This window comes from Sphingorhabdus buctiana (genome assembly GCF_042680825.1).
GTDB classification, from domain to species: Bacteria; Pseudomonadota; Alphaproteobacteria; order Sphingomonadales; family Sphingomonadaceae; genus Sphingorhabdus_B; species Sphingorhabdus_B buctiana.
In genome coordinates this window covers 128,965-141,940 of the sequence record NZ_JBHUEL010000008.1, presented here as the reverse complement: position 1 = coordinate 141,940, position 12,976 = coordinate 128,965, and the positions used below count along the sequence as shown (strand labels likewise).

The window sequence follows — 12,976 nt, the reverse complement described above, 5'->3', positions numbered from 1 at the left end:
CCCAAAAAATCAGCGTTTCATTATGTAAAATAAGGAGAACGTCCCGATGTGGAACTGTTTGACGCCCTATCGGTTAACTCTGATCACAGTTTGAAGGACTTATCCGTTGAGATTTCCACAAGCAGTTTGCCGATACGGAATTTGCCGCTTGTGTGGCCATAGGGCCGAGTCTATAGCGCCCGCCAAGAGAGGGATTGTGGGCGGAAACTCCCGCATATAGCCGTTTTTCGGTGGAGAAATTGCAATGCATGCAAGCACTCAAGTGCAAGATAAATCTGAAAAAATCAGCGAATTGGAGAGCGACCTAGACCCCGATTACGTTCCGTCTGACGACGAGCCGTTCATGAATGAAAAGCAGTTGCGGTTTTTTGAATTGCAGTTGCTTCGGTGGCGCAAGGAAATTCTCGATGAATCAAGGGGCACGCTGAACCAGCTGCAGGATGGACCCATCCGCGAGCCCGACCTGAATGACCGCGCATCGAGCGAAACCGATTGGGGAATCGAACTGCGCACACGCGATCGCCAGCGCAAACTCATTGCCAAAATCGATGCTGCGCTTCGCCGGATCAAGGAAGGCGAATATGGCTATTGCCAAGTGACCGGCGAACCTATTTCACTCGCCCGACTGCGCGCGCGCCCGATCGCGACCATGACGCTCGAGGCGCAGGAGCGCCACGAACGCCAGGAACGCATTTCGCGCGACGACTGATCTGGAATATCCGGCGCCTGCCTAGGCAAGAGCGCCGGATTTCCCTTTAATATGTAACGATTTTCACCTTCTGCCCGGCAGTCAGGCTTGCATTGCCGGATAGACCATTGAGCGCGAGGAAGCGCTCGGTCTGGTAATTCCGATACGCCATGCGTGCAGCCAGGGTCGCAACCGTATCCGACCTTCCGACCGTCACCACGCGGATCTTGCGCGGCTTGATCGCCGCCGCCTCTCGATCGGTCAGGCGCGTCACGCTCTCAAACATCGAGGTGAAGGGCGTGCTGTTGGCGGGCGAAATGGTCACGAAGTGGAAAGCCTGGTTGGACTTCCATTCATAAGCGAATACAGTCAGCCGCACGACACCCGATTGCTGGGTCTGGACATTGGCAGAGGCATAGAATGCCGGAATACCGTTGATCGTGGTTTGCTGGATCTGGCCATAATTGACCTGCTGCTGTTCGCCGACCACCGCCTTGAAAGCCGCATCGATATAGGCCCGGCGGTCACCCGTATAAGCCTGTGTCGTAAACAACGCTTTCCCGCCATTGCCGTTGATCGACACGGCCTGTGAACTGTTTGACATGCCAAAGCCCGCAGGAACGGCGAAGCGCAGCCGCAGTTCGGGATGCATGAATTCCTGACCTTCGATCACGCCTTCCTTGGGATCGTCATCATAGAGCATTCCGTCGATCGCGCGCAGGTGGACATCGGCATTACGCACCGTGCTCGCCGGATATTTGCGGGCATTGGTTGCCGCACGCACCACGCGGCGGGCCGGATCTGGGTGGGTGCTGGCCCATTCAGGCACGGAATGGCTATTCAGCCCGGCAACACGCGTGTCGACGGCGGTTTGCAATGCCAGCGCATTGAGCATCGAAGACATTGCCAGCGGATCATAGCCAGCCTTGCTGAGATATTTGATGCCAAGGTCGTCAGCCTGTTCTTCCTGGCTGCGCGAATATTTGAGCGTGAATATCTGCGCCAAAGCGCCGGAATATTCGCGGGCGACGCCGCCCAGCGCCCCGGCTAGTCCGCCATTATCCCCCAGCATCGCACCGCCAATGGTGCCGATTGCACCAAGAATATTGGCTATGGTGGCACGTTGCTGGCGCTTTTTGCTGTGCCGTGCAGCCGTGTGCCCGACTTCATGGCCAAGGACACCTGCCATCTCCGCTTCGCTGTTGCTCAGCGCAACCAGCTGGCGGGTGATGTAGACATAGCCGCCCTCAATCGCGAAGGCGTTGTTCACTGCTGAATTCAGGAAGGTGACAGTGAATTCGCTTTCGCTGTTCGCAAGCCCCGATTGCAGCGCAATCCGTTTGCCGACGCGCTCAACATAGGCGGTTTGCGGGCTTTGATAGGCGCCGCCAAATTCCTTTAGGATCTCGGGATGGTATTTGGCACCATTGGCCTTTTCCTTGGCGGTGAACGGAAGGGGTTCGCTGCTCTTGGATTTGGCGGCTTGTGCATTTTGTGTCGACGCGCAGCCGAGAATGAGTGTCGAGGCTGCGATGCTTAAAAGCAGTTTGTTGGGCACGGCGGACTCCTTTCGCTAAACGTGCTTACTAACACGTAATAACCGGCCCGAACGTAAATTGTTGCTGCTGGACCGGCCATGAACCAGTCAAGAATTTGCTGTCAGAACTGCCCCATTGCGAGGAATTTCGCGTGACGTTGCCTGGTCACTTCCGCACGGTCCAGCTTTTCGAGTTCACCCAGCGATTGCGACAATGCCTTGCCCAGATTCGCGCAGGCTTCCGCGTGGTCACGGTGCGCACCACCCATCGGTTCGGGGACAATCGCGTCAATGATGCCGAGCGATTTGAGATCGGCCGCGGTCACTTTCATCGCCTGTGCCGCGTCAGCAGCACGATCATTGGTGCGCCAAAGGATCGACGCGCAGCCCTCGGGTGAAATAACCGAATAGACGGCATGTTCGAACATCAGCACGCGATCGGCGGCGGCAAGCGCAACCGCGCCGCCCGATCCGCCTTCGCCCACGATGCACGAAACCAGCGGTACGCCCAGCTGGAGGCATTTTTCGGTGGAGCGCGCAATCGCCTCTGCCTGCCCGCGTTCTTCGGCCTGCACGCCCGGAAACGCGCCCGAAGTGTCGACAAGCGAAATCACCGGCAGTCCGAAACGGTCCGCCAGTTCCATCAAACGGATCGCCTTACGGTACCCCTCCGGCTTGCCCATGCCGAAATTGTGGCGCAGGCGGCTTTCGGTATCGTCGCCCTTTTCATGCCCGATCAGCACCACGCGACGGTCACCCAGTCGCGCAAATCCGCCCAAAATGGCCTTGTCATCGGCAAAGGCACGGTCCCCCGCCAAGGGCAGGAAATCGTCAAACAGGGTTGCGACAAAATGCTTGAAATGCGGCCGCTCCGGATGGCGCGCCACTTGCGTTTTCTGCCAGGGCGAGAGCTTCGCATAGGTATCGGCCAACAGCTTGTCGGCTTTCACGCGCAATTTGCGAATTTCGCTGGCTGCATCGATTTCGGTTTCACCAGCCGTTTCTTCCAGTTCCTGGATACGGGCTTCGAGTGCGGCGATCGGCTTTTCGAAATCGAGATAAACTGTCATGCGTTGCCGATAGAAGTTGTAACGAGCCGGGTCAACGAGAGAGCTTGCGTTTGGCAAGCGGATGGCGCTGGTTCACCAGTTCGACCAGCTTCGATGAATCGACATGCGTGTAGATCTGCGTGGTCGCAATGTCGGCATGGCCCAGCATCGCCTGCAGCGCCCGAAGATTGGCTCCGCCCGCCAGCAGATGCGTGGCAAAGGCATGACGCAATACGTGCGGACTAACCTTTGCAGGATCGATGCCCGATTCCGCGGCCAGTTCGCGGATGATCTGGAAAAGGCGGATGCGGCTGATATGCACATCGCCCTTCCCCGCCGCCTGCGCCGCGCGCGAAGGGAAAAGGAATTTCGATTCCTTGGGCACAAATGCTTGCCAGGCACCGACAGCCTGACGGGCGCGGTCGGATATCGGAACCAGCCGCTCTTTCGATCCCTTGCCGATCAGGATAATATAGGGCCGATCACGCACAATCGATGCGCGCGGCAAGGCAACGAGTTCAGATGCGCGCAGACCGGACCCATAAAGCAATTCGACCAGCGCCGCTAGGCGATAGTCGAGCGGTGAGGGCCTCGGCTTTGAAAGCCGGGCATCGATCGACGCAAAGATCGCCTCCACTTCGTTGATGTCGAGAATTTTGGGCAATGCCCTGCTCTGAACCGGGCGAGGCAATGCAGCGGATGGGTTATCCTCGCGAAACCCCTCCTCTTCGAGGAAGCCGAAAAAACCGCGAACCGCAGCGGCTTTTCGGGCAATCGAACTGTTGGCAAGGTGCGACCAACCCGTCGTCAGCAGTTGAAGCTTGCCCTTGCTGGTCGATGCCAGTTTTCCAGCCAGCATTTCAGACGCCGCTGCAAGGTCGCTGCGATAGGCGAGAAGCGTATTGCGCGCCACACCACGCTCTGCGGCGAGCATTTCAAGGAAGCGCTCAATCAGGTCAGCATCGGTGCCAAGCTGTTTATGGCTGTTCAAAGTGGCTTCAACTCCAGCTGACGGCCTCTGCAGCAATCATGCGTGCTTCGCCATCAAGGCCCACCTGCCGCAACGCACGCACAATATGGAACAAATGGTGGGGCGGGATATCCTGCCATCCTTCACCCTGCAATGCAGCGGCAGCCAGCAGGACAACCGTTCCGCTTTCTCCACGCTGCGCCGCTGCGGTTATGGCACGCGACCATGCGGTCTGCTTTCGCACATTGGTGCCCAATGTTTCCGAAAAGCCCCCTACAGCGCCTGCCTCGACCCGACCAAGGCCAGCAAGGCCGGCGAGCAGGAATTTCGACTTTAGGTAATCGTCGCTGTCGTCGTTGCTGCGAAAATCGTCGAGTTCGCCCTCGTCGACGCTTCCCTGCCAGCGCGGTGCGGCGCAGGCGAGCAAGCCCCAACCTAGCGAGCCATCCTCGACAATCGAGGCCCAGCGGATGGCCTGCCGGTCAAAGCCTGCAGACAGCATTGAGGCTATCAGCCGGTCTGCATCGCCGGCATGGTCGGCACTTGGCGCAACAAGCGCGGCCGCACGCGCGGTCAACACCAATGCCGATTGCCGTTCAATCGGGTTTGAACCGCTATCCCAAATATCGGCCATTGCGCCAATCTTCGCGGCATCGTCGCGCCCGGCATAAGCGGTCTGCAGCAATTCACCGCGCGATTTGATCTGCGACGGAGCATCGGGGTCTTCAAAAGCGATGCTGTAAATATCTACCAGTGCGCGATTGGAAAGCACGCCCATCGTCGCTGCCGCCGGTGCCGAACGCATCTTGGATGCCAGCGTCGCGGTCGGCAATTGCGCGACCCAGCCATTCACCTGCTTTCCGGCCTCTGCATAAAGCGATTCCGGCGGTTCCACCCCTGTGGCTTGGCCGATGCCATGCCGCCAGGTCGAAAAACCCTTGGCATTTTCCCATTCGATTTTCACCGAACGGCGCCCCTGGACCCCCGCCCCCACGGCCTTTTCGCCAAGCAGCAAGTCGGTGCCCTTCATCCAGCCCTGCGCCCGCGCCTGGTTAATGAGAGCGGTTGCCCTGCCCTGTTCCCCAGCCAGCGATGCGCAAATCGGCTGCGCCATGCGCCATGTCGGGTCGCGGGTAACCCGCGCCCCTTCCTCTGCCACCGGGCACATTGCCGACAGGTCGGCATTGGCGAGGAAAATCGGCATCGAAACCTGGTAAAGCCGCTTGGTATAGCGATCCGGATCAACCTGCTGGACAAGTTGGCGCGCAACCACAGCGTCGCCCATCCGCAGCAACAGCCAACTGCGCTCAGCGGTCCAATCGGCTCCGTTGACATTGGCTGGTGTATTGGTGCGGCTGGCGAGCAGGCGGCGAACCATGATCGTGCCCCAGCGCGATGCCAGCGGGCCATTGGTGCGCTGGATAACCTGCGTCAGGAATTTGCCATCCATCGCGCCAAAGGCGTCGGCAGGAAAGCCGCCGGAAATGTCGGTAAACAGGCCGACTGCCTTTAACGAACGCCGCGCAGTCGGCGGCACGTCATAGCGCGGTTCGGTATCTTCTTCCTCTTCGTCCTCTTCCTCATCGGCCTCTTCGTCAGTCGCGCCGGTATCGGTACCCGCAGCGGTGCTGCTGACAGGTGAACCCGGCACAGCCTCGGTCGGTCTCGAGGTTGAAGGGTTGGAAGCGGGCGGAGCGGGCCGCGCTGTTGGCGGCGGTGGCGGATCGTTAAAGCCGGGCGGCAGAAGCGATTCCGGTCCCTGCTGGCCGAGTACGGGTATCGTATAGACCAGTGCTGCAAGACCTGCCGTCGCGCACAGGAGCGTTGAAATCCGCTGCTTCGCCATGTCAGTCTTTTACACTCTCTCCGTCATTCACCGGCGGGATTCCCGGCTGAACCTCGATTTCGACCAGCCGTTGCGGCTGTTCGCTACCCAGCCATTCGAAGAAAAAAAGCGCCGCGACAAGCACAATCGGCACCAGCAGCCACAGCCAGACGTATCTGCCTTTCGGCTTGTCTTGCACTTTTCCTCCTGAATCCGACATTTGGCAAAGGGCTTTCCGGCACGGATTAGCCGATATATAGCGCGCATCGCAATGGCTTCGCGACCGGATGACACAAGAGTTACAAATGGCGGCTTGGACCGTTCAATCGTGCTTGTCGGCATGATGGGCGTGGGCAAGTCCACCATCGGGCGTTTGCTTGCCGGAAAGCTCAATCTTGAATTTGTCGATTCGGATGAGGAAATCGAAAAAGCTGCAGGCATGCCGATTTCCGAAATATTCGAACGCTTTGGCGAACCGGGTTTTCGCGACGGCGAAAGGCGCGTCATCGGCCGCCTGATTGCCGAAGGACCCAAGGTGATTGCGACAGGCGGCGGTGCGTTCATCAACGATGAGACGCGCGGGCTTATCAAGGAGAAATGCCGTTCTGTATGGATCGATGCAGATCTTGATGTGCTCGTCGATCGTGTATCGCGCAGGAACCACCGGCCGTTGCTCGTCGGCAAGGACCCCCGACAGGTGCTGACCGAGCTATCGGAAAAGCGCACCCCCTTTTACCAGGAAGCGGATATCCACGTCCGCAGCGATTCCGGGCCGCATGCCCGCACCGTGAACCAGATATTGGAGGCATTGGCCTGATGGACAGGATTACAGTCGGTCTCGAAGGGCGGCCTTACGACGTGCTGATTGGGCAAGGCTTGCTGGCGCAGGCTGGCGAAATGCTTGCCCCTTATGCGCGTGGCGGCCGGCTGCTGATCGTTACCGACACCCAGGTTGGTCAGCATGTGCTGCCCCTATTCGCGGCTTCCCTGCAGCAAGCCGGGATTGGCTATGCAGCGCATCTTCTTCCTTCGGGTGAGGGCGCAAAAAGCTGGCCAGAGCTGGAAAGGCTGGTTGATTGGCTGCTTTCGGAGCATGTCGAACGCAGCGACCATATCGTCGCGCTCGGCGGCGGCGTTGTCGGCGATATCACCGGCTTTGCGGCGCATATCGTCAAACGCGGCTGCCATTTCGTGCAGGTGCCGACAACCCTGCTCTCACAGGTCGACAGCAGCGTGGGGGGCAAGACCGCAATCAACAGTGCCGCTGGCAAGAATCTTGTTGGCGCATTCCACCAGCCATCGCTGGTATTGATTGATCCCGACGTGCTCGACACGTTGCCACGCCGCGAATTGGGTGCAGGCTATGCCGAGGTGGTGAAATACGGCCTGATCGATGCGCCCGATTTCTTCGACTGGTGCGAAACCAATATCGATGCCTTCATGGCTGGCAACCCCGATGCCCGTCGCCACGCCATCGCACGTTCGGTAGAGGCCAAGGCGCGCATCGTGGCCGCCGATGAAAAGGAACTGACAGGCACACGCGCGCTTCTCAATCTTGGCCACACCTTCGGCCATGCGCTCGAAGCGGAGACAGGTTACTCCGACAAACTCTTGCACGGTGAAGGCGTCGCGGCAGGAATGGCGCTTGCTTTCCGCTATTCCGTTCGTCGCGGCCATTGCCCCACGAGTGATGCGGAACGCGTTTCAGCTCATCTTGAGAAAGCGGGATTACCGACCAGCTTAAGCGCCGCGAATGTCGATACCAGCGGCGAGAAGCTCGTCGAACATATGCTGCACGACAAGAAAAAGAGCGGCGGCACGCTGCCCTTCCTGTTGGCCAATGGGATCGGCAAGACTTTCCTTGCAATGGATGTCGACCTGTCCGACGTCGCTGCTTTCCTCAACGAAGAACGTAGTCGCTAACCCTCGTCGAGATAGAAATCGTCGGAATCGGTAACGCCAAAGCTGTGGCGCGATCCGGCGCGCAGGTTCCCGGTCTTGAATTGCGCTGTCAGCCGCTGGAGGTCGCGGCGGCGGAATTCGGCAATCGCCTTCTCCCTGACATCGGCGCTCACTGCAAGCTGGCTCAAAGCTTCACTCGCCATATGCACTGAAGATTCAAATACTTCACGAACGATGCTGATATTCTCTGTCGGCATCAATTCAAGCATCTGGCGACGATCAAAAGCCCGGACAAAGAGCCGCGCATTGGGGAAAGTCTCGCGCACCGGCATCAGGCTTTCGGCATCGATCGATCGGTCGTCCATGCAGAAAAGGATGGCGTCCGCCTCATCCGCACCCGCCCGGTGGAGAAGGTCTATCCTTGTGCCGTCGCCGTAGAAAACCTTGCGGCCGAATTCGCCCGAAACATCGATCTGCTCAGGCTTGATATCGATGATTGTGATTGAAAGCCCCGCAGCCTGCATGATCTGCCCGACCGTCTGGCCGAAACGGCCATGGCCGACAATGATCACGCTGGCCTGTTCCGCCAAGCCCGGATCGTCAAGTTTCACATCGACCGGCAATTTGTGCGCCGCCAGCCTGCCGGCCAGAATCATCAGGAAGGGCGTGGTTGCCATAGACAGGGTGACCACCGCACCGAAGAGGCTTGCCGCCTCCGGCTCAATCAACAACGCCGATTGCGACGCTGCGAACAACACAAAGCCGAATTCACCGCCTTGGCTGAGCAGCAAGGCCATGATCATCGCCGCCCTGCTGTTGAGGCCGAAAAGGCGACCCAGCCCGAACATGATCGCGGTCTTCACAAGTACCAAGGCGGCTGCCAGCCCGAATATCAACAACGGCTGTTCAACGATGACATTGAGATCGAGCATCATGCCAACAGCAAGGAAGAACAAGCCCAGCAGGATCGAACGGAACGGGTCGATGTCCGCTTCCAGCTCGTGCCGATAGGGCGATTCGGCCAGCATCACGCCCGCGACAAAGGCACCCAATGCCGCCGAAACACCGATCGATTGCATCAACGCCGCGCTGGCGCAGACCGCGAACAGCCCGGTCACGATGAACAATTCGCGCTCCGAAACCCGGCCGACGAGGCGCAGCAAGGGCGAGAGGATATAGCGGCCGGCAAGGATCAATCCGACAATGGCGAGCACCGCATAAATGGCGAGCGTCAGCCCGCTCGGCGCGCCTTCGGGTGCCGGTGCGCGCGACAGGGCAGCGACAATGGTCAGCAAGGGAACGATCGAAATGTCCTGAAACAGCAGGATGGCGAAGCTTTTCTCACCATAATCGGTCTTCAGGCGCCCACGCGATTGCAGCAGCGGCAGGACCTGCGCAGTTGAGCTGAGCCCCAAGGGCAGGCCTAGAACCAATGCCGCTTCCCAACTGAACGGCAGCACCGAATATATGACTGCGAACATCGCAAGCCCGCACAGCGCCACCTGCAGCGGCCCGAACAGCAATATGTCGCGCCGCATGAACCATAGTTGCGATGGCGACAGTTCGAGCCCGACAAGGAATAGCAGCAGGATGATGCCGACTTCGGCAAAACTCAGGATCGTTTCGGGATCGCCGGTCAGCCCCAATCCATCAGGGCCGATGATTATCCCGGCAACAAGATAGCCAAGCACGGCGCCAAGGCCGAGCTTGCGAAAAATCAACACCGAAACCAGCGCCGCGCCGAGCAGCAGCGCACCCATTGTCAATATATCGGCGAGGAAATGGTGCCCATCTTCCATCAGCCTATCTCATCCAGTGCAGCGATCAGGGCGTCGAAGGGAAGCAAGATCGCGGCATGACGTGCAGGATGCGCGCGTGCAGACTGGAACACCGCAAGTTCGGGCCAAAGCCCGTCAAACTCACCCTCACCAGATAGCGCCGATGCCAGTCCAGCGCGCGTCGCTGCAATCGCACTCTGCTTGCTGCCGATCCCCAACTGCCACAACAAAGCTGCAGATGCTTGCCCCATGGCGCACGCTCGCCCGCGAAAAGCGAGTTCTGTGATGGCTCCTCCTCCATCACAGCGTAGATCCACCGTCATCTCGCTGCCGCAAACAGGCGAGCGCTTGCTCGCGCTGGCTTGCGGGTTTTCCAGCCGGTCGTTGTGCGGAAGGCTTGCGGCGAGCCGCAACATGTCTTTGGTGTAAAGTTCAGGCTTTTTCGACATCGAAGGCGCGGCCATTTCAGCCGACATTTTCACCCTCGCCGGTCGCATCTTGCTGCCGTTCGCGAATGAAGGATGACAAGGCATCGCCCGACGCATTGAGCAGCGGATAGGTGCGCGACTTGGTCATCCAGTCGGGGCGCTTCGATGCACTGCCATAAGCGACATCGTAAAGCAGCACGAGAAGCAGGAAGAGCAAGGTCGATCCGATCAAGCCTTTGACAGCACCAAATCCGAAGCCGAGGACACGATCAAACGGCCCAAGCACGGATTTTCGGCTTTTTTCACCGATCTTCGCGGCGGCCCAGCGGCCCAGGGAATATGTGATTACGCCCACTGCAATGAAAGCCAGCACCGCGGCGCCAGCTTCGGTTCCTACGGGACCATAAAGCCATTCGGTTGCCGGCGCGTGCAGGAACTTGATGGCAATAACAATCAGGAACCAGACCAAGAGGAGCAAAACCTCTTGCGTAAAACCGCGCATGAAGCCGAAGATCGCGCCCGAGCCGATCAGGAACAGCACAATGATGTCGAAAGCGGTCATGCCGCTTGGTTAGTCCCGCCCGAGTATATGGTCAACGAGATTGGCAAGCGTGCGGAACTGCTTGAGTTCCATTCCGCCCGTATCCTGAACCGACGGCGGCACCAACGCGCGCTGGAAACCGAGCTTTGCCGCCTCTTTCAGACGCAGCCCGGCATGCGCCACCGGACGGACTTCGCCGGACAGCGAAACTTCGCCAAACAGCACGGCATCGGAGGGTAGCGGACGCTCGGCCAGCGCAGACACCAGCGCCGCGGCCACCGCAAGGTCCGCCGCCGGATCAGAAATCCGATAGCCGCCCGAAATGTTGAGATAGACCTCTGCCGTCGAAAAGCTGAGCCCGCACCGCGCCTCAAGCACCGCGAGGATCATCGCCAGTCGCCCGCTATCCCAGCCGACAACCGCGCGGCGGGGCGTGGCCCCGCTCGATAGCCGCACGGTAAGTGCCTGAATCTCGACGAGCACCGGCCGCGTGCCTTCGAGTGCGGGAAAAACTGTCGCCCCGGTCACCTGCTCTGCCCGATCGGTCAAAAACAGCGCGCTGGGGTTGCCAACTTCGGCAAGGCCGCTGTCGGCCATCGCGAAAACGCCAATCTCGTCGGTGCCGCCAAAGCGGTTCTTGTTGGCGCGCAGAATGCGATATTGGTGGCTGCGTTCGCCTTCAAAAGCGAGCACGGTATCGACCATATGCTCAAGCACGCGCGGGCCTGCAATGCTGCCATCCTTGGTGACATGGCCCACCAGCACCAAAGCAGTGCCGCGTTCCTTGGCAAAACGGATCAGTTCTTGCGCCGAGGCACGCACCTGGCTCACCGTTCCCGGCGCGCCTTCAATGAGGTCGCTGTGCATCGTCTGGATCGAATCGATGATGAGCAAGGCGGGCGGCTTTGCCCCGCCAAGCGTGGTCAGGATATCGCGCACCGATGTGGCCGCCGCCAGTTGCACCGGCGCATCGCCCAGCCCCAGCCGCCGCGCGCGCAGCCGTACCTGATCGACCGCCTCCTCACCCGAAATATAGGCAACGTCGAGTCCGCGCTTTGCAAGGTTGGCCGCGGTTTGCAGCAGCAAGGTCGATTTGCCGATCCCCGGATCGCCGCCCAGCAATGTCGCCGATCCGGCCACAAGGCCGCCGCCTAAGGCGCGATCAAACTCGGCGATTCCGGTCGAGGCCCGATCGGGCAGCTTGATATCGCTGTCGAGCCCGACCAGCCCGACATCGCGCCCGCCATTTTGCAGATGATGTTTCAGCTCGAATACGGTCGCGCCAGCCTCTTCGACCAGGCTGTTCCACGCACCGCAATCTTCACACTGCCCCTGCCAGCGCGGCGCGACGGTGCCGCATTCCTGACAGACAAATCGCTTTTTGGGTTTCGCCATGCCCACCTATGTATCAGAACATAGGTGGAACACCAGCGTAAAAATCAAAAGCCGTGGAAGGTGATCTGCTCGTCCAAAGGCACACGTTCACGCTCAAAACCGTTCACCGAGTCGCTTTCATCGCGATAGCCGATAGCAAGGCCGCAGAAGAGGAGCACATCTTCACCAAGCCCCAACTGGTCTTTGATCGTCTTGCCATACATGCCCATATATTCCTGCGGGCAGGTATCGAGGCCTTCCTCACGGCAAAGCAGCATGATCGTCTGCAACCACATGCCCGTGTCGGACCATTGAGCTTCCTTCATGAATTTGGGGAAGTGGCAGAGCAGCAGCACCGGCGCACCGAAGGAAACGAGGTTTGACTGGACAAAATCGGCACGCTGTTTGCCATCGTCTCGGGCAATTGCCATCGCGCCATACATGGCAGCGCCTACGGCCTGTAGCCGTGCCTTATATTTGTCGTACTTGCCGGGTTCGGAAAAATCATAGTCCATCGGATCATCAGGCTGCGCAGCCATCAGCCGTTCCTGCAGCGCCTTCAGCGGCGCACCCGTCAGAACCTGCGCTTCCCATGGCTGGAAGTTGCAGCCCGATGGCGCCATGCGCGCCTTTTCCAGGATGCGCTGGATGACTTCGAACGGCACGGGCTTGTCCAGGAATGACCGGATGGAACGACGAGTGGCAACGGCTTCAGATACGTTCATAATTTCTCCCCTATTCTGCTTGGAGCCAGGCTTGCCTTGAACAGCGCCGCACACTCCTCGCCGCCCGATTTAACCGATCGATTAAATCCCGCAACTGCTAAAATACCTGTAGTGGCCGATGTCTGCTTTGAGCGCATTCCCAACCAAAGCGGAGACAAA

The 12,976-nt window shown here is 59.3% G+C and carries 13 protein-coding genes; 3 read left to right on the top strand and 10 right to left on the bottom strand.

Annotated elements, in window-relative coordinates; genetic code table 11:
- The first annotated feature begins 244 nt into the window (after window positions 1-244).
- Window positions 245-709 carry an RNA polymerase-binding protein DksA gene (gene dksA / locus ACFSAG_RS08945; protein WP_374615220.1) on the top strand — a complete coding sequence of 155 codons (465 nt, stop codon included), beginning with the start codon at window positions 245-247 and terminating at the stop codon, window positions 707-709.
- 46 nt (window positions 710-755) lie between these two features.
- Here the strand turns inward: dksA and ACFSAG_RS08940 are convergent, their stop codons facing one another.
- The 5 genes from ACFSAG_RS08940 to ACFSAG_RS08920 form a co-directional block, all read right to left on the bottom strand.
- Window positions 756-2,246, bottom strand: a complete 1,491-nt coding sequence (locus ACFSAG_RS08940; RefSeq protein ID WP_381513724.1) for a M48 family metalloprotease — start codon at window positions 2,244-2,246, stop codon at window positions 756-758.
- Window positions 2,247-2,347: 101 nt separating this feature from the next.
- Window positions 2,348-3,295 carry an acetyl-CoA carboxylase carboxyltransferase subunit alpha gene (locus ACFSAG_RS08935; protein ID WP_381513721.1) on the bottom strand — a complete coding sequence of 316 codons (948 nt, stop codon included), beginning with the start codon at window positions 3,293-3,295 and terminating at the stop codon, window positions 2,348-2,350.
- 31 nt (window positions 3,296-3,326) lie between these two features.
- Window positions 3,327-4,265, bottom strand: coding sequence for a tyrosine recombinase (locus tag ACFSAG_RS08930; RefSeq protein ID WP_381513718.1), 939 nt, complete (start codon window positions 4,263-4,265; stop codon window positions 3,327-3,329).
- A 7-nt stretch (window positions 4,266-4,272) separates the two neighbouring features.
- A complete protein-coding gene (locus ACFSAG_RS08925; protein WP_381513715.1) occupies window positions 4,273-6,090 on the bottom strand; it encodes a hypothetical protein in 1,818 nt (605 codons plus the stop codon).
- Between the two features lies 1 nt (window position 6,091).
- Window positions 6,092-6,268, bottom strand: a complete 177-nt coding sequence (locus ACFSAG_RS08920) for a hypothetical protein (RefSeq protein ID WP_381513712.1) — start codon at window positions 6,266-6,268, stop codon at window positions 6,092-6,094.
- Between the two features lie 72 nt (window positions 6,269-6,340).
- On the opposite strand from ACFSAG_RS08920, the gene ACFSAG_RS08915 reads away from it, so the two are divergent.
- Both ACFSAG_RS08915 and aroB read left to right on the top strand, forming a co-directional pair.
- Window positions 6,341-6,886 (top strand): shikimate kinase, encoded by a 546-nt coding sequence (locus ACFSAG_RS08915; protein ID WP_374615214.1) that lies wholly within the window; start codon window positions 6,341-6,343, stop codon window positions 6,884-6,886.
- On the top strand, window positions 6,886-7,992 hold the full coding sequence (aroB, locus tag ACFSAG_RS08910; protein ID WP_381513708.1) for a 3-dehydroquinate synthase: 1,107 nt from the start codon (window positions 6,886-6,888) through the stop codon (window positions 7,990-7,992). Before ACFSAG_RS08915 ends, aroB begins: the two co-directional genes overlap by 1 nt.
- Here aroB and ACFSAG_RS08905 read toward each other — a convergent pair.
- Genes ACFSAG_RS08905 through ACFSAG_RS08885 form a run of 5 tightly spaced genes read right to left on the bottom strand, consistent with a single transcriptional unit; the run spans window position 7,989 to window position 12,817 of the window.
- Window positions 7,989-9,770, bottom strand: a complete 1,782-nt coding sequence (locus ACFSAG_RS08905; protein WP_381513705.1) for a monovalent cation:proton antiporter-2 (CPA2) family protein — start codon at window positions 9,768-9,770, stop codon at window positions 7,989-7,991. The two genes, aroB and ACFSAG_RS08905, sit on opposite strands and share 4 nt — an antisense overlap.
- Window positions 9,770-10,213: an iron-sulfur cluster assembly scaffold protein gene (locus ACFSAG_RS08900; protein WP_381513702.1), complete on the bottom strand. Its 444-nt coding sequence runs from the start codon at window positions 10,211-10,213 to the stop codon at window positions 9,770-9,772. The genes ACFSAG_RS08905 and ACFSAG_RS08900 overlap by 1 nt, the downstream gene beginning before the upstream one ends.
- Window position 10,214: 1 nt before the next feature.
- Window positions 10,215-10,739 (bottom strand): CvpA family protein, encoded by a 525-nt coding sequence (locus tag ACFSAG_RS08895; protein ID WP_381513698.1) that lies wholly within the window; start codon window positions 10,737-10,739, stop codon window positions 10,215-10,217.
- Window positions 10,740-10,748: 9 nt separating this feature from the next.
- A complete protein-coding gene (gene radA / locus ACFSAG_RS08890; protein ID WP_374615209.1) occupies window positions 10,749-12,113 on the bottom strand; it encodes a DNA repair protein RadA in 1,365 nt (454 codons plus the stop codon).
- A gap of 44 nt (window positions 12,114-12,157) precedes the next feature.
- On the bottom strand, window positions 12,158-12,817 hold the full coding sequence (locus ACFSAG_RS08885; protein ID WP_374615208.1) for a nitroreductase: 660 nt from the start codon (window positions 12,815-12,817) through the stop codon (window positions 12,158-12,160).
- Window positions 12,818-12,976: the final 159 nt, after the last annotated feature.

Excerpts from the sequence above, each read along its gene's own strand:
- ACFSAG_RS08915 (WP_374615214.1), top strand. The coding sequence starts at position 6,341 with ATGGCTTCGCGACCGGATGACACAAGAGTTACAAATGGCGGCTTGGAC.
- ACFSAG_RS08895 (WP_381513698.1), bottom strand. The coding sequence starts at position 10,739 with ATGACCGCTTTCGACATCATTGTGCTGTTCCTGATCGGCTCGGGCGCG.
- ACFSAG_RS08905 (WP_381513705.1), bottom strand. The coding sequence starts at position 9,770 with ATGGAAGATGGGCACCATTTCCTCGCCGATATATTGACAATGGGTGCG.
- ACFSAG_RS08935 (WP_381513721.1), bottom strand. The coding sequence starts at position 3,295 with ATGACAGTTTATCTCGATTTCGAAAAGCCGATCGCCGCACTCGAAGCC.
- dksA (WP_374615220.1), top strand. The coding sequence starts at position 245 with ATGCATGCAAGCACTCAAGTGCAAGATAAATCTGAAAAAATCAGCGAA.
- ACFSAG_RS08900 (WP_381513702.1), bottom strand. The coding sequence starts at position 10,213 with ATGGCCGCGCCTTCGATGTCGAAAAAGCCTGAACTTTACACCAAAGAC.
- radA (WP_374615209.1), bottom strand. The coding sequence starts at position 12,113 with ATGGCGAAACCCAAAAAGCGATTTGTCTGTCAGGAATGCGGCACCGTC.
- ACFSAG_RS08925 (WP_381513715.1), bottom strand. The coding sequence starts at position 6,090 with ATGGCGAAGCAGCGGATTTCAACGCTCCTGTGCGCGACGGCAGGTCTT.
- ACFSAG_RS08885 (WP_374615208.1), bottom strand. The coding sequence starts at position 12,817 with ATGAACGTATCTGAAGCCGTTGCCACTCGTCGTTCCATCCGGTCATTC.
- aroB (WP_381513708.1), top strand. The coding sequence starts at position 6,886 with ATGGACAGGATTACAGTCGGTCTCGAAGGGCGGCCTTACGACGTGCTG.